The following is a 20,557-nucleotide window of genomic DNA, read 5'->3' as shown; positions in this document are numbered from 1 at the left end:
CCTCACGATTAGTGAGGTGAGAGGATGGCAAAATCAAGAAAAGACAGCCGGGGGTATGTGTTGCGAACCGGTGAGAGTCAGAGAAAAGACGGTCGCTATTCTTATTCTTATACAGATTTAGATAAAAATAGACGAACTGTTTACGCAAAAACATTGGTTGAACTCAGAGCAAAAGAAAGAAAAATCATCCGCGACAAAGAAGATGGACTGAATCCGCAGCTGGCTGACAGGATGACGCTGAATGAACTGTATGATCGGTTTATCGAACAGAAATATGATTTGAAACCATCAACAAAAGTGAATTATCTCTATATGTATAATCACTTTGTCAGACCCACATTTGGAAAAAGACTGATTGGTAAGATCAAATATTCTGATGTGAAAAAATTCTATTATCGTATTATCCTGGATGAAGAAATGAAAGCAAATACGCTGGATAGTATACATACACAGTTGCATCCGGCATTCCAGATGGGTGTAAGGGATGGACTGCTCAGACAAAATCCGACAGACGGATTAATGGCAGAAATCAAAAAGAGCCATATCTGGGAAGATAATCCGAGACATGCGCTTACGATTCCACAGCAGAAAGCTTTTATGGATTACTTAAAAGCCCATCGGGAATATCAAGGATGGGTACCTATTATAACGGTCCTTCTTGGAACAGGAATGCGAATTGGTGAATGCATCGGTCTTCGATGGGATGACCTGGATTTTGAAAAGCGTATTATCAGTGTAAATCATACTTTTATCTACAGACCTGATGAAAACAGAAAATCGGTCAAGCATATTTCTACACCAAAGACGATTTCAGGACGGAGAACCATTCCGATGATCGATGAAGTGTTCAATGCTTTTCTGGATGAGTATGAGATCCAAAAGTGCATTGGCTTTTCCTCAGAAGAGATTGATGGATATTCAAATTTCGTTTTTGTAACAGCAACCGGAACGGTATATTTACCAAATGCAGTTAATCGAGCGATTGAAAGGGCAAGAGTTGCATATAACAAAGATGAAATAGAAATAGCAGAGAAAGAGGATAGAGAACCACTCATTATTCCTCATTTTTCAGCCCATCATTTGAGACACACATTTTGCACAAGATTGTGTGAGAATGAGTCGAATTTGAAGGTGATCCAAAGTATCATGGGCCACTCAGATATTACAACAACCATGGATATTTATGCGGAAGCGACACAGGAGAAAAAACAGGAAATTGTTGCAAATCTCCAGGGAAAGATTATAATATAATTAGTGATGTATCATGTTTTTGAGGACATGTGCGCACCATAAAAGTAGAGGGAGATATATCTTCCTCATCTATTAAATAAAAACTTATACTACACAAAAGACACAGCCGACTTGGGGCTCTATGGATCTCAATGGAAGACCAAAAAAATCAGTTTTTGGATGTGTGCGGTGCCTGACGGAGCTCAGTGGACAAGGGTGGAAGAGATTGTTCAATTAATCCCGACAATGAAGTCACAGGGCGCTGCGAAGAACGAAGCAAACAACGCTGCACAGTCAACTCCAGTAGCTGCAAAAGTAGTTGTTCCAGTAGAAGAAACAGCTGCCCCAGCGAAGGTTGAGATTGATTTCTCTAATGTAGAAGTAGAACCATTGTTTGAAGATATGGTTGACTTCGAGACATTCAGCAAGTCAGATTTCCGTGCTGTAAAGGTTAAAGAATGTGAAGCAGTTCCAAAATCCAAGAAGCTTCTGAAGTTCGTATTAGACGATGGAAGTGGCGTAGATCGTGTGATTTTAAGCGGAATTCACGATTATTATGAGCCAGAAGAACTGGTTGGAAAGACATTGCTTGCAATCACAAACCTTCCACCACGTAAGATGATGGGAATTGATTCTTGTGGTATGATCATCTCTGCTACACACCTTGAAGAAGGAAGAGAAGGACTCAATGTTCTGATCCTTGATGACAAGATTCCAGCAGGAGCAAAATTGTACTAGGAGAGTAAGAACTTCGTAATTTGATAGCGATATAAATACAGATTGTTAAGGGCACTTTTTGAAAGAAAAAATTTTCAAAGAGTGCCCTTGGTACATCTTTGGGTGTTGCGTTTGATAACACTGACACGGGAATGGCAATAGGGATAGGTGCCGGACTATTTCTTGGCACCATTTATGACTCAAAAAAGAAGAGAAAAGATGATGCCGATGAAGAGTAATAAAAGACATAGAGAGATTACTTTTATTTTTAGAAAAATTACGTTATAATAAAATTAAAGTAAGCTGCTATATGTTATAATCAGAGGAGTGTGAAAGAAATGTGTACACGAAATGAACTGAATTTAATATTGCAGGCGATGATTCAGGCGTATCAAGCGGTATATGGAGCAAATGTTGAGAAAATTATTTTATACGGTTCTTATGCCAGAGGTGATTATCAAAAGGACTCAGATATAGATATAGTTGCCATTGTGCGGGGAGAGCGAGAAAAACTCCAACAAGGATTGAAAAGCGTATGGGATATTTCTTCAGATTTAGAATTGGAGTATGGTACGATAGTATCACCAACAGTTATTCCTTTTGCGGAATATGAGAAGTATAAAAATGATTTACCCTATTATAGAAATATCGAAAATGAGGGGGTAGAAGTTGTTGCCTGATAATAGAGAAGAATTAAAAATATATCGGTTGGAAATGGCAAAAGAGCGATTACATTCTTCGAAAATACTTTTAGAGAATGGAAGCTATAAAGATTCAATAGGTCGTTCTTATTATGCAATGTTTACAGCAGTACGAGCGTTGCTTGCGGTAGAAGGACAAGACTTTTCAAAGCACGCTGGAGTTATTGCATATTTTCAGAAAGAATATGTGAAGACAGGAAAGTTTGATAAGAAATATTCAAAATATATCAGTCAGGCATTTCAAATTCGGAATAATACTGATTACGCAGATTTTTTCATTGTGTCCTTACAGGATGCAAAGGAACAATATGATAGAGCTGAAGAATTTGTAAAAGTGATTGAAGAGTTCTTGAAAACAGAATAGAGATTACTACACCAGACTTACGCCGATTTCCAAAAAACTTTTGAAATTATAAATACAGATTATTAAGGGCACTTTTTGAAATAAAAAACGTTCAGAGAGTGCCCCTTTTTAATAAAAATCTGATACACTTGATTAAAGAAAAAGGGAATGCTCTTATAGTCTGGGTGAAGATGAGTTTGGTCAGAAGGGATGTTATCTTTTTCTCCAGCAAATCAAGTGGCATTAGCTGAAGAAATCAATAAAATATCAACGTCCTAAGTCAAGAGAAGAACAACGCCCCTATGTGTCTAGAAATTCAGTTCCGGAGTACAGATATATCAACTACGATTTGGAATTGATTAAGCAGGAGTATGAAAGCGTGTCTAAGTCTATTATGGAAATACAGATGGCGCTAGATAAATACAACCAGACGGTACAGTTTGAAGTAGATATTTAAAAAATACTTTCCGTACAAGGCTTCAAGAGATTGGTGATGATTCAGGGAAGTTTTTGTTCAGGATTAAGGTATGTCTGTTATAAGTTATTAGTTATCAGTTTATGGTCAAAGTAGATGTGAAATCGGATGCATATTTTTTAACAGCTGCCTTGTAGAAAACCTACAGGAAACTGCGTGTGGAGGTTCAGTTCTAAGCACAGGCTGTGGGAGATCTTCGGATCTTCCGCAGCTATCTTTATATGTGGAGTGGATGACGATGAAGAATTTTTGGAGAATGATGGATTTTTCGGTATTTTCGGTACATTATGCCTATGTGGACCATGGTTCCTATCTTGCAGATCAATTATTTGTGCAGAATAGGGTGAGGGTGAGATTTAAAGGAGAAATGAGACGTGAAGATTCCCATTATTGTATTATTTTCTGCAAGGTGTTAAAACGGGATGCGAAGCGATTTGAAGAGGATCTTGCAAGATTAAAAGATAAAAATACAGGCGAGATAGAAGAATGTTGAAAAACATGCTATAATCCAATTCGAAAGACCTAAAACAAAGACGAAAATATTCGTGACTTTGATACGAGTAATCTTTTATCAGAAGTACATTTGGGATTTGTTTTAGGAGGATTAGAATAGGAGACGTGTTATGTTATTAAGTACTTCATTGATTCTGATAGTAGGCATGTCAATGGGGGGGATATGCAAAAAAATAAAGCTTCCGAGTTTGCTTGGAATGTTGCTTACAGGAATGCTGCTGGGGCCATACGCTTTAAATTTGCTGGATGAAAGCATACTTGGAATATCAGCAGAACTGCGTAAAATGGCATTGGTCATTATTCTCACAAGAGCGGGTCTTGGCTTAGATTTATCTGGGCTTAAAAAGATTGGACGACCTGAGATTCTCATGTGTTTTCTTCCGGCTTCATTTGAAATATTAGGAATTATATTCCTTGCGCCCAAACTGATGGGAATGACCATGTTGGAAGCGGCGCTTATGGGGGCGGTGCTTGCGGCAGTTTCCCCAGCAGTTGTAGTGCCTAGAATGGTGAAGCTAATGGAAGAGGGATATGGAGTGAAGGAGGGAATCCCGCAGTTGATTCTTGCGGGGGCGTCTGTGGACGACGTTTATGTTGTTGTTTTGTTTTCAACGTTTGTCGGAATGATGCAAGGAGAAGGCCCGTCCATGATTCGTTTTGTAAATATTCCGGTCTCTATCATTCTGGGAATCATAATAGGATTCCTACTTGGAGTTGTGCTGGCATACTTTTTTGAAAGAGTACATATACGAGATACTTCCAAGGTATTGATCATGTTGAGCATGTCCTTTTTGCTTGTGGTAGTTGAAGATGGGCTGACAACAGAGATTACATTTTCTGCGCTGATAGCAATTATGTTTATTGGGATTGGACTGCAGAAAAAACGGGAAGTTGTAGCGAAAAGACTTTCTCTAAAATATGGGAAGCTGTGGGTGGCAGCAGAAGTATTTTTATTTGTATTAGTGGGCGCAACCGTAAATATTGAGTATTTGGGAAAAGTAGGATTGCGGGCAATGATAGTGATCACGGGAGCCCTTGCATTTAGAATGATAGGTGTCCTTGTGTGTCTTCTTGGTACAAGCTTGAAAAGAAAAGAGAGAATATTTGTTATGATGGCATATATGCCCAAGGCAACGGTTCAGGCTGCGATTGGCGGGATGCCGCTTGCGCTTGGATTTGCCTGCGGAGATACCATACTTACAGCGGCAGTGCTTGCAATAGTAGTTACGGCGCCGCTCGGAGCGTTTGCGATTGACTTGTCATACAAAAAACTATTGAGTAAGATAGGTAAGGGCGAATAGTGCAATGTTGAATTTTTAATTTTGGGGAAAGCTGGGGTGGAATTATGATCTTATATTTTACAGGAACTGGGAACAGTCGATATATTGCAAAAAGAATGAAGGAAAAAACTTCTGACGACATGATATGTATCAATGATCGAATAAAAAGAAAGGATACCGGTTCGATTGCGGTATCGGGAGATTTGATTATCGTGACGCCTACCTATGCATGGCAGATTCCGACACTGGTCAAAGAATGGCTTTTACAGACTACATTTGTCGATGTAGAACATGTGTGGTTTGTAATGAATTGTGGAGATTCGATTGGAAAAGCAGATCGACACAACCAGGAACTTTGCGAAAAAAAGAATTGGACGTATATGGGAACGGCACAGATTGTCATGCCGGAGAATTACATTGCCATGTTCCCGGTACCGGATGAAAAAGAGGCGGGAAAAATTATAGAAGCGGCAGAGCCAGCAATCGAACAGGCAATTAGCTGTATTCAGATGACGAAGAAATTTCCGGATCGGAAGGGACATTTCTGGGATGGACTATTAAGTGGATTGGTGAACCGACTGTTTTACCCACTATTTGTAAAAGCCACACCATTTTATGTCAAGGATTCTTGTGTAGGCTGTGGGAAATGCGTGTCGTTATGCCCGTTAAGCAATATCCGATTGGAAAAAGAGAAACCTGTTTGGGGAAGTGAATGTACCCATTGTATGGCTTGTATTTGTTCTTGCCCCAAGGAAGCGATTGAATATGGAAAGAAGAGCAAAGGAAAACCACGTTATCATTGTAAGTGATTTATAGAATGTAGGAGTAGTTAAGAAAAAGCAAAAAATAAGAAGTACTTGACAAAATGGGTAAAATAATGTTAGTCTAATGCCCGAAGAGCGAAAGCGTATTATATTTTTTATATAATGCGCTTTCGCTCTTTTTTTGTTTGAAATGGAGGGATAAAAATATGAAAACGAAATTTTCTATGCAAAGAGCAAAGATACTTGCAACGCAGTTAGCGTGGGAATTTATAGGGAGCGTATTTATTGCGGCGGGAATTTATAATTTCGCTGTACAGGCAAAGTTTCCGATGACAGGATTTTCGGGAATCTCTATTATTTTATATCGATTACTGAATATTCCGATTGGCTTTTCAACCATTCTCTTAAATATTCCGCTGGCCATCATTTGCTATCGACTTCTTGGAAGGAAATTCTTTATTAGTTCTTTACGCTGTATGGTGATTTCTTCTTTGATGATTGACTATGTAGCGCCGTTGTTTCCGGTATATGAAGGGGATCGCTTATTAGCGGCTCTTTGCACGGGAGTATTTGGGGGGATTGGTTATGCATTAATTTATTCTAAGAATTCTTCTACCGGTGGATCAGACTTTATTATTATGGCGGTGAAGGCAATCAAACCGCATTTATCACTTGGGAAAATTGCATTTTGGTCTGATGTTGGGATTATCCTGGTTGGTGGAATTTTGTTTCGAGATATCGATGGCATCATTTACGGAATGGTAGTAAATTTCATTTTTGCTGTTGCAGTAGACAAGTTGATGTATGGAATCAACGCTGGAAAGCTTGCATTGATCGTTACAGAGCATGGCGATCTAATATGTGAATTGATCGATGAGTGTTGTCAAAGAGGAACGACCATTTTAAATGGGCAGGGAGGATATAATAAAGAAGAAAAACAAGTCGTGATGTGCGCCTGCAGCAACAAAGAAATGTTCCATGTACAACAAGCTGTAAAAAAAGCAGATCCAGCTTCTTTTCTGATTGTGCTTGAATCGAATGAGGTTCATGGAGAAGGATTTAAAATGATACAGATAGGGGAGGGGGCAAACGAATAGAGAAATGATTTTCTTGTCATACCTTTTTTAACTTCTTTTTTACATTTGTCTCAAAGGAACTTAATAAAGAGCCATTACAATCTTATCGTTATTTGAATGAAAGTGGTTAATGGAGGAAATTACATGAGAGAAAAATGGAGAAAAGCAATCGTATTTGTAGCAGCTACTTCTATCGTGTGCAGTCAAAGTGCAATAAGCAATGTGTTTGCAGCGGGGGAAGATGATGTAACGATGCAGCAGACAGATCATACGGTTTCAATCGAATATCTTACCTTACAGCCGGGGGAAAGGGATGACTCGGTCAATTTTAATTGGTATGCACCGGAAGGGACAAAAAATGCAATTGTTCGTATGGGAGATACTACAGTAGAAGCATCAGTAAGAGCGCTTCATACACCAACGAAAGTAGTCGAAGGGAAGTATACAGATACGGGAAAGATGGTATGTCAAGCCACGGTTTCGGGCCTTGCAAAGGGGACGGACTATGTGTATCAGATTTCCTATGATAATGGAAATACCTGGTCAGAACAGTATTCTTATACCACTGCAAATGATGGAGAATTCAGATTTGGTTTTACCAGTGATCCACAGATTAAGGAAAACGGAGAAACAAATAACGGCGGATGGAACCCTTCTGATGGGAACAATCAGACTGGCTGGGCGGTGATGCTTCAGAAACTGAAGGAGGAGAAGGTAAACCTCGTTGTGTCAGCGGGAGATCAGGTAGAGGATCAAAGTTGGGGGAAATCCAGCGAATATGCAGCGTTTTTCGCGCCGGAGGAAATGACGTCGCTCCTGTATGCGCCTGCCGTGGGGAACCATGATCGTCACTACATGTTTGATGACCACTTCAATCTCCCTAATGAAATGAGTGTGGATGGAAGCGCAAATTCACTGAATCAGGTGCAGACAACATTCCGGGGACAGAACAGTGGAACGAGTCAAAGCCATGGCAACTACATTCAGGCCACTGCGGATGAGATTGCAAATGCTTCTGAGTCAAACGGTGTTGTACCAAATGAAGAAGGGCAGTATGACTTTGTGGAACGAAGGGAAATGGAGACAAAAGGAAACTATTACTATTTATACAATAATGTTCTCTTTGTTACATTAAATACCGGCGCTTATCCAGGTGGAAATGATGATGAAAATGCGGGAAATGCAAGTGTTCTAAGTGCTGCTAAGGATAATTCTGAAGCAGAAGCCATCGTTTCTAACTTCAGAACAACATTAAATGCAGCAACAGCAGAGTATTCCGGACAGTATCAATGGTTAGTTGTTACGCATCATAAATCGACACAGACCGTGGCAAAACATGCAGCTGATTCTGATATTGAGAACTATGTGGATGCAGGTTTTGAACAGGTAATGGATGAATTTGACGTTGACTTTGTATTGGGCGGCCACGATCATGTTTATTCTAGAAGCTATGTGCTGAAAGATGGGCAAAGAAATGCAGAAAGGCTGGATGATTTTCACGATCCTGACGGAACCATTTATTTAACAGGAAATTGCTGCTCCGATATGCAGTATTATATGCCGTTTGAAAAGGTAGACAAAGCCAATAATGCGGATTACCCTGTTTTGGCAAATGGACAAACCGGTTCTGATGCCTACCTGGCTGGCAATCTGCCTCTCGGCAATCAGGAATGGAATCAGGAGTACAGCCCAAGTTACGCCGTCTTTGATGTGACAGATAACAAAATAGCTGTAAAGGTTTATAATCTTTCCGGTGACAGCAATTCTCCGGACAGCGAATTGATTGACTCCTTCAGTGTTACGAAAAACACAAATGGCGGAGAACAGAAAAACGGAATAGAAAATGAAAAGTCCTCTGTTGCCATGACTCAGACAGCTCAATACCATTCCGGTATGCAGAACGCAGATGGCGGTGTTATGGAAATTATAGACTACAATACAGTTACTGGGTGGGCGTATGCCGTCAACGGTGTGACCGGAAACTTAACAGCGATTCCGATGAAGGATAGGAGCACCTCTGAAAATATTGCTTTATTAGATGGAAAAAATATCAATATCAAAGAGCTGGTAGAGAAGAATTACGAAGGTTTCTTATATGGGGATATGACGTCTGTCGCAGTTTCTCCGAATGGAGAAAAGCTGGCGTTGGCAATACAGGCATCCGAGTATTCTAAAGCCGGCTGTATTGCGGTGTTCACTTGCGGCGCAGACGGAACTTTGACATTTGAACAGGCTTATGAGGCTGGGGTGCAGCCGGATATGGTTACATTTACGCCGGATAGTACAAAAATTCTTTCGGCAGACGAAGGAGAGCCAAGGGAAGGTTATGGAGCTGGAAATACGGATCCGCAAGGAACAGTTACTGTAGTTGATGTGGCAGGACAAAATGTTTCACATCTTGACTTTACTTCCTTTGACTGTGAAGCAAAAAGAGCGGAGCTTGTACAAAATGGAGTGATTTTGAAAAAAGAAACTGCCCCGTCCGTTGACTTTGAACCGGAGTACATTGCGGCAAATAATAAAACAGCATACGTTACACTTCAGGAAGCGAATGCCATTGCCATTGTCGATTTAGAAACACTTTCCATAGAAAATGTCTGCTCAGCAGGATACGAAGACTATGGGAAATATCCAGTAGACATTAACAAAAAAGATGAGGCATACAATCCAGTATCTTATCCATCGCTTCGTGGGATCCGTATGCCGGATGGAATCTCTTTATTTGAGGCAAACGGGAAAAACTATATTGTAACTGCCAATGAAGGAGATGCCAGAGAGTGGGGAGAGTATCTCAATGAAGATGAATGTAATTTCTCAAAGGGAGCCGCATCTCCGACCGGAAAAATCACAGCTGAAAACAGTGGACTTACCGGGAAGGTGGTATTCTTTGATCAGAGTGATTATGAAGGATTAAGTTCAGAATATGATTATCTCTTCGGAGGGCGCTCCTTTACCGTCTATTGTGCAGATGAATCCGGACTTACAGAAGTATATACAAGTGGAAACGAATTAGAAGCAAAAACAGCCGGCTATCTTCCGCAGTACTTTAATTGTTCCAATGACTCTGTAGAAATAGATGACCGTTCAGGTAAGAAGGGAGTCGAGGCAGAAAATGTAACCATCGGAACGGTAGGAGAGAAAACGTATGCATTTATCGGTTTGGAGAGAATCGGAGGAGTTATGGCTTATGATATCACAAACCCGGATAAGGTTCTTTTCGCGAATTATATCAACACTAGAGACTTTAGCGCTGATATCGCTGGCGATGTTTCTCCGGAAGGATTATGCATGATTTCTGCATCTGAAAGTGGAGATGGAAATGCTTATCTGCTTGCAGCCTGTGAGGTATCAGGAACCGTTGCCGTTTACAAACTGACTTCACAAAAGGTGGACGCTTCCGATAATGATAACACGGGTGGCAATACCGATAATAACACAGGGAATAACACAGGAAGCAACACAGATAACAATGCGGATACAGACAGCAATCCGGGAGGAAGCGATAACGGCGGAACGCATACCGGGAATTCTGCCAATAGAGGAAGTAAGACAACTTCTCCTAAAACGGGCGATCAAACACCGCTTGTAGCTACAACTGTACTTCTGTTCGGCAGTGCAGCGGTATTGCTGATGGGTATGCTAAGAAAAAAGAATAAATAAAAAGTGGAGAAATCATAGCCTCCCCCTCAATATGATTAGGATAAACAAAGAATAGGAATGTTTTGGCATTCCTATTCTTTGTTTATCCTTTAATATATGGTGCAATTAATTGTTTCATCTCTTGTATGGTCTTGTTTCGAGATAAAGTATCAGAGTTTGAGGTTGAGGTGTATCATATAATAAATCGATCATTCCCTTCATTAAGTCCTCGTTAGATAGTTCTTGCGGTGCAGACGGAACTATGTTTTCTTGAGATAGTAATTTCAGGCTAAAGAGGGTTTTATTGTAAATAGAATTGCCAACAATATCCCAATGGTATGTTGTCAGGTATCTTGTTAAAGCGCTTATTAGCTTTTACGATAGCATTAGAATTATCTTTAGATGAAGGGAAGGATTTATTAGCCAGCGCAGGTTTTGCATTATCTAGAAGTTCCAAGACAGATCTTATAATAGCATACTTTTTACAGAATAGAATTTATGATATGTTTAAAATCAATGATGTATTAGAAGCGTACGGACTGACGGTTTTCTGATTCTTCTGTTCCCGTGAAATCAGAAGATAAATGTCGCCTGTTGGGAGACCAATACGATCAAAACTGTATGTAAAATGTGATTATGAAATTTGAAAAGATCCCCTGGAGAAGGGGAGCGAGATGGTCATAACAGATCGGGAAAGGAGTAATACATGAGTACAGGATTAACAGAGTTGGTTTTTGTTTTAGACAGAAGCGGGTCTATGAGTGGGTTAGAAGATGATACAATTGGCGGGGTTAACGGGATGATTAAAAAACAGAAGTCGGAAGGGCATCCGGTAAATGTTACAACGGTTCTTTTTGATGATGAAGTGGAAATTATCCATGATAGGTTTCCTGTAGATACGGTATTTCCCCTAACAAAGGAGGAATATTATGTTCGTGGGTGTACCGCTTTGCTGGATGCGGTAGGTATTGCGATTGATAAGATGGAAAATATTCAGAAGCGCCTTATGAAGAAGCACAGAGCAGAAAAAGTGATTTTTGTTATTACAACAGATGGATATGAAAATGCAAGTGAAAAGTATAGTTATGAACAGATTAGAAGGAAAATCGAGGCCAAAAAAGAATGCGGATGGGAGTTCCTTTTTTTGGGAGCCAATATTGATGCCGGGGAGCAGGCGGAGAAAATCGGAATCAAAAGAAATCGCTCTGTGACTTATGAAAATGACCGAAAAGGAATTGCGATCAATTTTAAAGTAATAGGAAGGGCATTAAGAAAAGCCGTTCTTTGTGATGATTCAGCAGACTATTTTGATGAAGACTGGATGGATGAAATCCAGGAATATCATGAAAAAATAAGAAATTTTAGCATGACTTACCCTTCTACACCACATACAGCTTAATCCCGGCATTTTTAATAATACGTTTCCATTCATCAGTGATTCCTTCGTCTGTAACGATAGCGTCGACACCTGCAAGGGGCGCTACAAATGCAGAGCGAACGAGTCCGAATTTACTGGAATCAGCCAGAAGAACAGTGGTCAGAGAAGAACTCATGGCCGCTTTTTTTGTCAGAACTTCATAGTTATGAGCGCAGGTAATCCCCAGGGCTTCATGGATTCCTGAGGCCCCCAGGAAGAAGGTGTTGGCGCGCTGGCTTCGGATCAATTCATTGGCATAAGGAGATTCAAACATCTGATCGGATCTGTGCAGAAAACCTCCGGCCAAAGTAATTTGCACACCTTCTTTTTGGAATAACTGGGTCAGTGTGCAGTAATTATAACAGGTGACGCTTAAGTTCTGGTGCTCCGGAATAAAACGAGCCATTTCGGCGAGGGTAGTCCCGGAATCTAGAATTAAGGTGTCGTTGGGGTGAATGAGCGTAGTCGCAAATTGTCCGATTTTTTGCTTTTCTTTATAGGACTTTGTACGCTCAGAGGAAAGGGTATATTCGGTTTCTATATTTGTGATATCGGCTCGTTCCTGGACAGGAATCTGAATCCCGTGGCTTCGGATAAACAAATGATTTTCTTTTAAGTATTTCAAGTCTCTTCGGATCGTCATTTCTGACACCCCTAAAATTTCTGCAAGATTTTTCACAGATAAATCAGGGGATTCCTGAAGAAGGAGTAATAGATTATTCGCACGTTGTTCCTTTTTTTTCATAGATAGCTCCCTTCCGTCGCCGGGATATCGGCAAAATGTTCCAATTGATAGTAGTATAACATAATAAGCTAAGCGAGGCACAAAAAATGATAAAAACAAACATTTTGTGAAATATAGATAAAAGATAGAGTGAAAAATTGTGTAAAACAGAGATGGAAATGGAGGGGATTACAAGAAAATCCAGAAAATTATTGATAAATAGGCACTGTTTAGTGGATGAAAAATATGAACAAAAAGCTAAAAAATGTTTGAAATTATACAAAAACTAAAGAAATGTGATTTGATTTTTGAAGGAAAACATGATAAAAATCAAAGTAGAGGATTGTATCATAAGGAGGAAGATAGAGATGAAAATTGTAATCGGATGTGATCCAAACGCAGAGAAAGAAAAACAGGACTTGATCCGCTTTATTGAAGAACAGAAATTAGGAGAAGTAACAGACTTTGGAAGTGAGGATCCAATCTACGCAAATGTTGCAATTCGGGTTGGAGAAGCGGTAGCGGCAAAAGAATTTGACCGTGGAATTCTGTTGTGCGGAACAGGAATCGGCGTATCTATCGCAGCAAATAAAGTAAAGGGAGCTTATGCAGCGCTTCTTACTGACGCATATTCAGCAGAGCGTGCACGCCTTAGCAATGATGCCAATGTTGCATGTATGGGAGCATTTACAACAGGAAGCAAAGAGCGGGAGTTGATGACAAAGATTTTCCTTACGAATGAGTTTGTAGAAGGATGCTCTTCACAGCCAAAAGTAGATGCATTCGTAAAATATGATATGGAACGGAAATAACTGGCTAAGATAAAACCAAAAGCCGGAGCCGTGATTCTTCGTGGGAGAGTTGCGCCTCCGGCTTTTTTTATTGCTATTTGAATTTGTAGCCTCTATAATGAAAAATAAAGTGTTTGTCAGAAAAGGGAAGTGAAAGGGGATAGAAATGCGAAAATGGAAGGTTTTGATCGTTGATGATGAGTTTCGGATTGGTATGTTGATCAAAAAACTGATTCACTGGGAAGAGTTTCAATTGGAATGCCTGGATGTTGTTGACAATGGGGAACGGGCATTTGATGTGATTCAAAGTGATCAGTGTCCGGATATTGTGATTACCGATATTCGAATGCCTAAAGTCAGCGGACTTGAGCTAATTGAGATGACTCGCGCAAAGAATAAGAAAATTAAGTTTGTTGTGGTAAGCGGGTATAAAGAGTTTGAATATGCACATCAGGCGTTGCAGTATGGCGTGGAGGATTATCTGCTTAAACCGATTAGTGAGGTCGAATTGAATCGGGTGATGAAAAAGATTGCGACTGAGCTTGGAGCCTATTGGCGGGGTGTGATAGAAACGGAAAAGATGCAGAGAACGGTGTCGGAAAGCCGCCATATTATCAAACGAGATTTTTTGAAAAATATTATTGAAACGCAAGATGAGATGAACGAAGAGGATTCCAGTATTGTGCTGGAAGGCGAGATTTACCGTGGAATCGATATTAAACTGGATTATGTAGACTATAATAAGCGAGATAAGAAGCAGGATCGGCTTACGATTAGCCGGATTGAGGAAATTGTAGAGGGCATTTTAAAGGCAGATGCAAAAGAAGTATTAACCTGTGAGAAGGAAAATCTTCATTTGTACTGTCTGTTTAACTATGATTATAGCAAGTCAAAGCAGATTAGAAATAGTATTAATGATATTCTGTCGGAAATTAAAGGTTATTTGTTAGGATTTGAACAATACGAAGTGACAATTGGCGTGGGAAAAGAAAGAACGGAATTCGGAGAGATTCGGTTTTCGATTAAAGAGGCTCACCGGGCGGTAGGCAATCGGATTAAGAATGGAGTGGGGCGCCTGATCTATGCCGAGGGGATTCCTTATGATGCCAGAGCAAAAGAAGGATTTCTGGAGGAAGCTTGGAAGGAGCAGTTAAAAAGTGCAGTCGAAAGTTATTCTCCAGACAGAATAGAACAGCTGATTAACCAAAGTTATGGAACATATATGACATCGGATGAGGGGGATTTCTCAGGATGTTATGATTTGGCGGAAGAGCTGGTAAATTGCTTTTTTGAATTTGTGGAACTTCATCAAGAAGAAACAGAGCGAGAGAGAAAACAGATTCTTTCCAATTGTCAGCATTGTTATACAATTCGTGATTTGAAGCAATTTTTAAAAAATAGTCTTGGTGGGTTTGTTCGTGAAAGTAAAGAGGCTGCGGAAGCAGAATCTGTAAAGCCGATTCGCCAGGCACAGAAGTACGTAGAGGAGCATTACGGAGAAAAGATTGTGTTGGAAGATCTTGCGGAAATAGTGGGACTGAATCCGGTTTACTTCAGTGTACTGTTTAAAAAGGAGACAGGAATTAATTTCAGCATGTATCTAGTGAATGTGCGAATGGAAAAAGCCAAAGAACTATTGTGTAATACGAATGAAACTGTCGCGGCAATTGGGGATAAGGTAGGCTATAAGGACTCCAGGTATTTTAGTCAGATATTTACAAAACAGGTGGGAATTAAACCGGTGTTGTATCGGAAGCTGCATTCGTAGGAGGAAAAGGCTATGAATTTTGTGAAGAAGGCAGAGAAGCTTCTGCTTGCAGAAGCAGCTTTATGTGTGCTTGTCTGGACATTTTGGAGGCTGGGTGCCGATTTGGAGATTTTGGTGTTGTGTGGGGGAATGCTTCAGTTAGGAATTCTACTGTACGGTTTATTTATCATCGTTCGTCCGCTTCGCCGTATGGCTGAACTCTTAGAGGAATTGGAAGAATCAGGCTGCAGTGAGGAACGGATTCGTGGAGAAGAGGAGAGACTTCCTTTTATCAAGCAGATTTATTCGTTAATGAATCAGTATGCCGCAGCGAGAACGGTTAAGAATTCAGCTCAGATTCTGAATAAACAGACAGAACTTACTGCGCTTCAAAGTCAGATCAATCCGCATTTTTTATATAATACACTAGAGTCGATCCGCGGACAGGCGTTAGTGGACGATAATTTGGAAATTGCACAGATGGTAGAGGCATTATCATCATTTTTCCGCTACAGCATCAGCCGCAAGGGGAATCTGGTAACTTTGAGGGATGAATTGGCGAATATTGAGAATTATATGATGATTCAGAGATACCGTTTTAATAATCGGTTTTCGTTAGAGGTGATTTTGGATGAAGAGGATGAAGCTGCCTATGATTTCCTGATTCCACGTTTGATTATTCAGCCGGTTGTAGAGAATGCTATTTTTCACGGGTTGGAAGAAAAGCTAGAAGGCGGAAAGGTTACGATAGAGGTAATTGTGACAGATCAAAATCTTATTTTGACAATCTCAGATAACGGAAAAGGAATGAATGGAGAGAAACTGAAAGAATTAAATGCCAGAATTCAGTCTGATGAGGTGATTTTGGACGAAGAAGCGAAGGAGGCACAGAGAAATACTGGAATCGCACTTCCTAACATTCATAAGAGAATTCGTCTGCTTTTCGGAGAAACATATGGGGTGAATATTTACAGTACACAAGGACAGGGAACGGATGTAGAGATTACAATACCGGCGAATTACAAACAGGAGCGTGGACTGGAAGATGAAAAGAGAGTTATTGAGAATTAATCATTTAAGTGATCGGTATAATCGAACCAGAAAGCTCGAGAATGTATCGCTATGTATTCTGGAAGGAGAATGCGTGGGATTTCTCGGGCTTACATATTCTGGAAAAGATCTTTTGGTAGATTTGCTTACGGGAAAGATTGCGGAAGGGAATGGGAAAAAAGACATTTACCTGGGCGGCATACAGGTAAAGGACTGGAAGGAACTGAACGGGTATATCTATCGGATTCATGTGGAGAATTATCAGATTGATGATTGGACGGTAGCGGAATATCTTGGTTTGGTGGAGTCTGGTGGCTGGGGTGGACTTCTCCGGCGTGGCAGACTGGAAGAAGAGGCGCAAAGAGACTTTCAGGAGTTGGACTTAGATTTTGATGTGTCTTGTAAAATAAAGCATCTTACCGAGCTGGAGAAGAGGATTCTGGATCTTGCGAAGGCTTACAGAAGAGGAGCGAGGATAGTAGTAATCGAAGATGAGTTTGATGGAATGAGCAGAAAAGATATTGAAATATTCGCAAGGAGTATGCATCGAATCATTGTGGGGCGCATGGGCGTCATTGTAAGCAGTCATTCCAATCTGATTTTGTCACTTTTGTCGGATAAATATATTATTTTTCGAAAAGGACGAATCGTAAAGAAGTGTCAGAGGGATTATATCAAAAGTGAGGAACAACTAGAGCTTTATCTTTTGGGCGGGGATACACTGTCAGGACGGACAGAGAATGATGGAGAAAAGACCCGGAAAGGAAATGTGATTTATTGTGTTAGCAATCTAGAGATTAAAAACGGAAGGAAAGAAAATTTGGCTTTTATCAGAGGTGAGGTCGTCACTTTGATAGCGCTTGACAGAAGGGTAAAAGAGAAGGTTTTTATGGCGTTGTCCGGCAGAAGATCCTATGAGGATGCGTATTATATTTTGAATGGGAATTATTATGCGACGATGGATTGTTATGAACTTGTAAAGGAACGCGTAGTGTCAATCAGCGCACTTGGAAGTAAAGAAGAAATTTTTGAGGGGATGTCGGTAGAGGAGAATCTGATGATTCCGTCCCTGGAGAAGATATCCTCGCTAGATTATATTAAGGCTCAGAAAGGGATCCGAAAGATGACACGTGCTAACATGTTGGGAAGTCTGGAAACTATGAAGGCAGGAAGTTTGAGAATCCATGAGTTGATTCAATTGACATTGGAACGTTGGCTGATTTTTAATCCAAAAGTTTTGATTTTGCTGGAACCCTTTGCACTGTGTGATGTAAAAGATGTGGGAGTGGTAAAAAACTATATAAAAAAATTTCAGGAAAAAGGGACAACGGTTATTATCGTAAATACAAGAGATGAGTATATAGAAGATATTTCAGATCGAACGATTAATATTGAGTAATTTCCTTAAAAAGTTCATACCTATTCTAAATTTCCTCGCATTGGAAAAGGTAGCAGTGAGTTTTATAATGAAATCATTCCAAAAGACGAAACGAAAAAAAGGAGGGTAAAAGAAATGAAAAAGAAAATTGTAGCAGTGCTGTTATCAGCGGCGATGGTAATGGCAATGGCAGTCGGATGTAGTTCCGGAAAACCGGCTGAAAAAGCTGAGGGAGGAAAGGCTGGAAAGGCCGAAGATATGACCTTTGTTGTTGTTCCAAAGTGTGTTCATGCTTGGTTCGACGAGGTTAATAAGGGAGCGCAGAAAGAAGCGGATCTGCTTTCCGAACAGCTTGGGGTAGAAGTAAAGATTGATTACCGTGCACCGGAGTCTGCAGAGGTATCCGAGCAGAATTCTACACTGGAGCAGGCAGCGGCAACAAATCCAACAGCAATTCTTCTGGACCCGGTTGACTATGATGGAAGTGCAGATATTATCAAAGAGATACAGGACAGAGATATCCCAGTCATCTTATTTGATGCTCCGTCTCCAGAGGGAAGCGGACTTACGTCTGTAGGTAACGATTTCTCCGAGCAGGCAACGATTGCAGTAGAAATGTTAGTAGAAGAAATGGGTACATCCGGAAAAGTAGCAGTTATGCAGGGAGCACCAACCGCGCCTAACCATGCAGAGAGATATCAGGCACATTTGGATGCACTTGCAAAATATCCGGACATCGAAGTGATAGATGGTGGAATTGACAACGATAACGTAGAGACCGCACAGTCTCAGGCGGCAGCAGTTCTTGCAGCAAATCCTGACCTGACCGGTTATCTGAACTGTGATGCATGTGGATCTGGAGTTGCAGCGGCAATTGAAGAGAAGGGCATGCAGGATAAAGTAACATTTGTAGCAATGGATAACTTAATTGAGATTCTTGATTATGTGAAGTCAGGAACAATTACAGCAACATCATCTACACTTCCTCAGGAACAGGGAATGTATGCAGTACTTATGGCTTATCAGGCAGCGCAGGGAATGGCACTTCCAGCTAATGTTGATACAGGTATTGGCCGTATTACAGCAGATAATGTAGATGAATGGATTGAAATTGTCAGCGGCAAATAAATAGAATTAAAAGGGTAAGATTATTAAGCGGGGACCTGTAACTCGATTCATTCAAGTTGCTCGTCCCCGATTTTTCAATAAGGAGCATAGGATATGAAAATATTAGAGGCGAAAAACATTACAAAGATGTTTCCGGGGGTTGTTGCGCTGGATTCTGTAGATGTAGCTTTTGAGCCTGGTGAGATTCATGCCATTATCGGAGAGAACGGTGCTGGGAAAAGTACGTTGATTAAATGTTTGACAGGAGTGTATGAGCCGGAAGAAGGGGAAGTGCTGGTTGGAGGAAAGAATGCAAGAAAAAACAAAGCACTCTTTGACAAGGTGGCATATGTTCCACAGGAAATCGACTTATTTGGATATATGTCCGTGGCAGAAAATCTTTTTATTCCATACGAGAAATCAGGAATCAAAGGGAATGTAAATCAAAAAGAACTGGAAAAGAGAGCGATCCCTGTTTTGGAAAAATTCTCCATTCCAGTACGTCCGGGGGAATTGGTAAAGGATATTTCCATTTCTTCACAGCAGCTTCTCCAGATTGCGCGAGCTACAGTTCATGAAGATTATGAAACATTGATTTTGGATGAGCCGACTACCAGTTTGACAAGTCGAGACACAAGAATTTTGTTTGATATTGTAGAAAATATCCGGAAAGAGAATAAAGCGGTGATTTTTATCTCACATAAGTTGGAAGAGATCTTTGAACTGGCGGATGTTATTACAGTATTTCGAAATGGTAAGAAGGTTGCCTATTCAGAAATCAAGGATATTGACACAGGATGGGTCATTCGACAGATGACGGGACGAGAACTGGATCAAAATGAGAGATTCTATTCGACGGCAGTAACGGACGAGGTGTTGTTAGAGGTAAGTCATTTGACGGGCGAACGGTTCCGAGACGTAAGCTTTCAGTTGAAAAAAGGAGAAATCCTGGGATTTTCTGGGCTGGTTGGAGCTGGAAGAAGTGAGCTGATGCAGGCGATTTTCGGATATCTTCCGGTGTATGAAGGAAGTGTTAAACTGGATGGAAAGGACTGGAAGCTTGGAGATACCAATTTTTCGGTAAATCATGGTTTTATCTATCTTCCGGAAGAGCGGAAGAAACAAGGAATTTTGCCGGATCTTTCTATCAGAGACAATATCTCGATTTCCGTATTGGATCAGTTGAAAAGTGGGTTGAATATTTCCAGAAAAAAGGAAGAAGAACTGGCACGGGAGGTTATTGATACCTACGACGTGAAAACCCCTGGAGCGGATAAAGAAATTCAGTTTTTATCAGGTGGTAATCAGCAGAAGGTGATTATCGGGCGTGCAATGGCATGTAAGCCCAAGCTTTTGGTATTCGATGAGCCGACGAAAGGAATTGACGTCGGAACCAAGACGGAGATTTATCGTTTAATGAAGAGGCTTGCGGAAACGGAAGGAATTGGAATTATTATGATTTCTTCGGAGATGGAAGAGATTAAGAAATGTTCCAACAGAGTTATTGCAATGTATGATGGAAGAATTGCCGGAGAATTTGATGAGTATGCAGATCAGCAGTCAATTCTGAAAGCGATCATCGGAGTAAGTGCTTAGAAAAAGAGG

General features: G+C 40.5%; 17 protein-coding genes and 1 pseudogene. 17 read left to right on the top strand and 1 reads right to left on the bottom strand.

The features are described 5' to 3' along the window. Nucleotides 1-24: 24 nt before the first annotated feature. The 11 genes and pseudogenes from WKT00_RS07500 (at nucleotide 25) to WKT00_RS07450 (ending at nucleotide 12,137) form a co-directional block, all read left to right on the top strand. Nucleotides 25-1,251 (top strand): tyrosine-type recombinase/integrase, encoded by a 1,227-nt coding sequence (locus WKT00_RS07500; RefSeq protein WP_340262585.1) that lies wholly within the window; start codon nucleotides 25-27, stop codon nucleotides 1,249-1,251. Between the two features lie 207 nt (nucleotides 1,252-1,458). Then, nucleotides 1,459-1,968, top strand: a pseudogene (locus WKT00_RS07495) (lysine--tRNA ligase); the annotation flags it as partial. A 317-nt stretch (nucleotides 1,969-2,285) separates the two neighbouring features. After that, nucleotides 2,286-2,627, top strand: a complete 342-nt coding sequence (locus WKT00_RS07490) for a nucleotidyltransferase family protein (RefSeq protein ID WP_101695126.1) — start codon at nucleotides 2,286-2,288, stop codon at nucleotides 2,625-2,627. A gap of 34 nt (nucleotides 2,628-2,661) precedes the next feature. Next, on the top strand, nucleotides 2,662-3,012 hold the full coding sequence (locus WKT00_RS07485) for a HEPN domain-containing protein (protein WP_101695327.1): 351 nt from the start codon (nucleotides 2,662-2,664) through the stop codon (nucleotides 3,010-3,012). A 283-nt stretch (nucleotides 3,013-3,295) separates the two neighbouring features. Continuing rightward, a complete protein-coding gene (locus WKT00_RS07480) occupies nucleotides 3,296-3,448 on the top strand; it encodes a hypothetical protein (RefSeq protein ID WP_159459857.1) in 153 nt (50 codons plus the stop codon). 256 nt (nucleotides 3,449-3,704) lie between these two features. Further along, nucleotides 3,705-3,959 (top strand): hypothetical protein, encoded by a 255-nt coding sequence (locus WKT00_RS07475; RefSeq protein ID WP_101695125.1) that lies wholly within the window; start codon nucleotides 3,705-3,707, stop codon nucleotides 3,957-3,959. A gap of 130 nt (nucleotides 3,960-4,089) precedes the next feature. Continuing rightward, nucleotides 4,090-5,280, top strand: coding sequence for a cation:proton antiporter domain-containing protein (locus WKT00_RS07470; RefSeq protein ID WP_340262578.1), 1,191 nt, complete (start codon nucleotides 4,090-4,092; stop codon nucleotides 5,278-5,280). 44 nt (nucleotides 5,281-5,324) lie between these two features. After that, on the top strand, nucleotides 5,325-6,068 hold the full coding sequence (locus WKT00_RS07465) for an EFR1 family ferrodoxin (RefSeq protein WP_101695123.1): 744 nt from the start codon (nucleotides 5,325-5,327) through the stop codon (nucleotides 6,066-6,068). A 161-nt stretch (nucleotides 6,069-6,229) separates the two neighbouring features. Further along, nucleotides 6,230-7,120 carry a YitT family protein gene (locus WKT00_RS07460; protein ID WP_101695122.1) on the top strand — a complete coding sequence of 297 codons (891 nt, stop codon included), beginning with the start codon at nucleotides 6,230-6,232 and terminating at the stop codon, nucleotides 7,118-7,120. Between the two features lie 123 nt (nucleotides 7,121-7,243). After that, a complete protein-coding gene (locus WKT00_RS07455) occupies nucleotides 7,244-10,759 on the top strand; it encodes a choice-of-anchor I family protein (protein ID WP_340262569.1) in 3,516 nt (1,171 codons plus the stop codon). Between the two features lie 685 nt (nucleotides 10,760-11,444). Beyond that, nucleotides 11,445-12,137 carry a vWA domain-containing protein gene (locus WKT00_RS07450; protein WP_340262566.1) on the top strand — a complete coding sequence of 231 codons (693 nt, stop codon included), beginning with the start codon at nucleotides 11,445-11,447 and terminating at the stop codon, nucleotides 12,135-12,137. On the opposite strand, the gene WKT00_RS07445 is transcribed toward WKT00_RS07450, so the two are convergent. Continuing rightward, nucleotides 12,118-12,900 carry a DeoR/GlpR family DNA-binding transcription regulator gene (locus WKT00_RS07445; protein WP_173814996.1) on the bottom strand — a complete coding sequence of 261 codons (783 nt, stop codon included), beginning with the start codon at nucleotides 12,898-12,900 and terminating at the stop codon, nucleotides 12,118-12,120. The two genes, WKT00_RS07450 and WKT00_RS07445, sit on opposite strands and share 20 nt — an antisense overlap. Before the next feature lie 347 nt (nucleotides 12,901-13,247). Between WKT00_RS07445 and WKT00_RS07440 the strand changes: the two genes are divergently transcribed. The 6 genes from WKT00_RS07440 (at nucleotide 13,248) to WKT00_RS07415 (ending at nucleotide 20,548) form a co-directional block, all read left to right on the top strand. Then, nucleotides 13,248-13,691 (top strand): RpiB/LacA/LacB family sugar-phosphate isomerase, encoded by a 444-nt coding sequence (locus WKT00_RS07440; RefSeq protein ID WP_173814995.1) that lies wholly within the window; start codon nucleotides 13,248-13,250, stop codon nucleotides 13,689-13,691. Nucleotides 13,692-13,836: 145 nt separating this feature from the next. Further along, entirely contained in the window at nucleotides 13,837-15,438 is a 1,602-nt protein-coding gene (locus WKT00_RS07435; RefSeq protein ID WP_173814994.1) for a response regulator, read from the top strand. Between the two features lie 12 nt (nucleotides 15,439-15,450). Continuing rightward, the gene (locus WKT00_RS07430) at nucleotides 15,451-16,488 is read left to right on the top strand and encodes a sensor histidine kinase (RefSeq protein WP_244094160.1); all 1,038 of its coding nucleotides are present in this window, start codon (nucleotides 15,451-15,453) and stop codon (nucleotides 16,486-16,488) included. Beyond that, nucleotides 16,463-17,866: an ATP-binding cassette domain-containing protein gene (locus WKT00_RS07425; protein ID WP_101695116.1), complete on the top strand. Its 1,404-nt coding sequence runs from the start codon at nucleotides 16,463-16,465 to the stop codon at nucleotides 17,864-17,866. The genes WKT00_RS07430 and WKT00_RS07425 overlap by 26 nt, the downstream gene beginning before the upstream one ends. A gap of 114 nt (nucleotides 17,867-17,980) precedes the next feature. Then, entirely contained in the window at nucleotides 17,981-18,973 is a 993-nt protein-coding gene (locus tag WKT00_RS07420; RefSeq protein WP_101695115.1) for a substrate-binding domain-containing protein, read from the top strand. Between the two features lie 93 nt (nucleotides 18,974-19,066). After that, nucleotides 19,067-20,548 (top strand): sugar ABC transporter ATP-binding protein, encoded by a 1,482-nt coding sequence (locus tag WKT00_RS07415; RefSeq protein WP_173814993.1) that lies wholly within the window; start codon nucleotides 19,067-19,069, stop codon nucleotides 20,546-20,548. Nucleotides 20,549-20,557 lie beyond the last annotated feature (9 nt).

It is taken from the genome of Dorea sp. ICN-14282, from assembly GCF_037890115.1.
In the GTDB taxonomy this organism is placed as follows: domain Bacteria; phylum Bacillota; class Clostridia; order Lachnospirales; family Lachnospiraceae; genus Dorea_B; species Dorea_B phocaeensis.
Note: the sequence above shows the minus strand (reverse complement) of the source record. Positions and strands in the feature narration are given on the sequence as shown.

Bases quoted from the DNA above. Each gene is read 5' to 3' on its own strand.
- WKT00_RS07475 (WP_101695125.1), top strand. From the start codon at position 3,705: ATGAAGAATTTTTGGAGAATGATGGATTTTTCGGTATTTTCGGTACAT.
- WKT00_RS07470 (WP_340262578.1), top strand. From the start codon at position 4,090: ATGTTATTAAGTACTTCATTGATTCTGATAGTAGGCATGTCAATGGGG.
- WKT00_RS07430 (WP_244094160.1), top strand. From the start codon at position 15,451: ATGAATTTTGTGAAGAAGGCAGAGAAGCTTCTGCTTGCAGAAGCAGCT.
- WKT00_RS07415 (WP_173814993.1), top strand. From the start codon at position 19,067: ATGAAAATATTAGAGGCGAAAAACATTACAAAGATGTTTCCGGGGGTT.
- WKT00_RS07455 (WP_340262569.1), top strand. From the start codon at position 7,244: ATGAGAGAAAAATGGAGAAAAGCAATCGTATTTGTAGCAGCTACTTCT.
- WKT00_RS07485 (WP_101695327.1), top strand. From the start codon at position 2,662: ATGGCAAAAGAGCGATTACATTCTTCGAAAATACTTTTAGAGAATGGA.
- WKT00_RS07465 (WP_101695123.1), top strand. From the start codon at position 5,325: ATGATCTTATATTTTACAGGAACTGGGAACAGTCGATATATTGCAAAA.
- WKT00_RS07420 (WP_101695115.1), top strand. From the start codon at position 17,981: ATGAAAAAGAAAATTGTAGCAGTGCTGTTATCAGCGGCGATGGTAATG.
- WKT00_RS07460 (WP_101695122.1), top strand. From the start codon at position 6,230: ATGAAAACGAAATTTTCTATGCAAAGAGCAAAGATACTTGCAACGCAG.
- WKT00_RS07440 (WP_173814995.1), top strand. From the start codon at position 13,248: ATGAAAATTGTAATCGGATGTGATCCAAACGCAGAGAAAGAAAAACAG.
- WKT00_RS07435 (WP_173814994.1), top strand. From the start codon at position 13,837: ATGCGAAAATGGAAGGTTTTGATCGTTGATGATGAGTTTCGGATTGGT.
- WKT00_RS07425 (WP_101695116.1), top strand. From the start codon at position 16,463: ATGAAAAGAGAGTTATTGAGAATTAATCATTTAAGTGATCGGTATAAT.
- WKT00_RS07445 (WP_173814996.1), bottom strand. From the start codon at position 12,900: ATGAAAAAAAAGGAACAACGTGCGAATAATCTATTACTCCTTCTTCAG.
- WKT00_RS07450 (WP_340262566.1), top strand. From the start codon at position 11,445: ATGAGTACAGGATTAACAGAGTTGGTTTTTGTTTTAGACAGAAGCGGG.
- WKT00_RS07490 (WP_101695126.1), top strand. From the start codon at position 2,286: ATGTGTACACGAAATGAACTGAATTTAATATTGCAGGCGATGATTCAG.
- WKT00_RS07500 (WP_340262585.1), top strand. From the start codon at position 25: ATGGCAAAATCAAGAAAAGACAGCCGGGGGTATGTGTTGCGAACCGGT.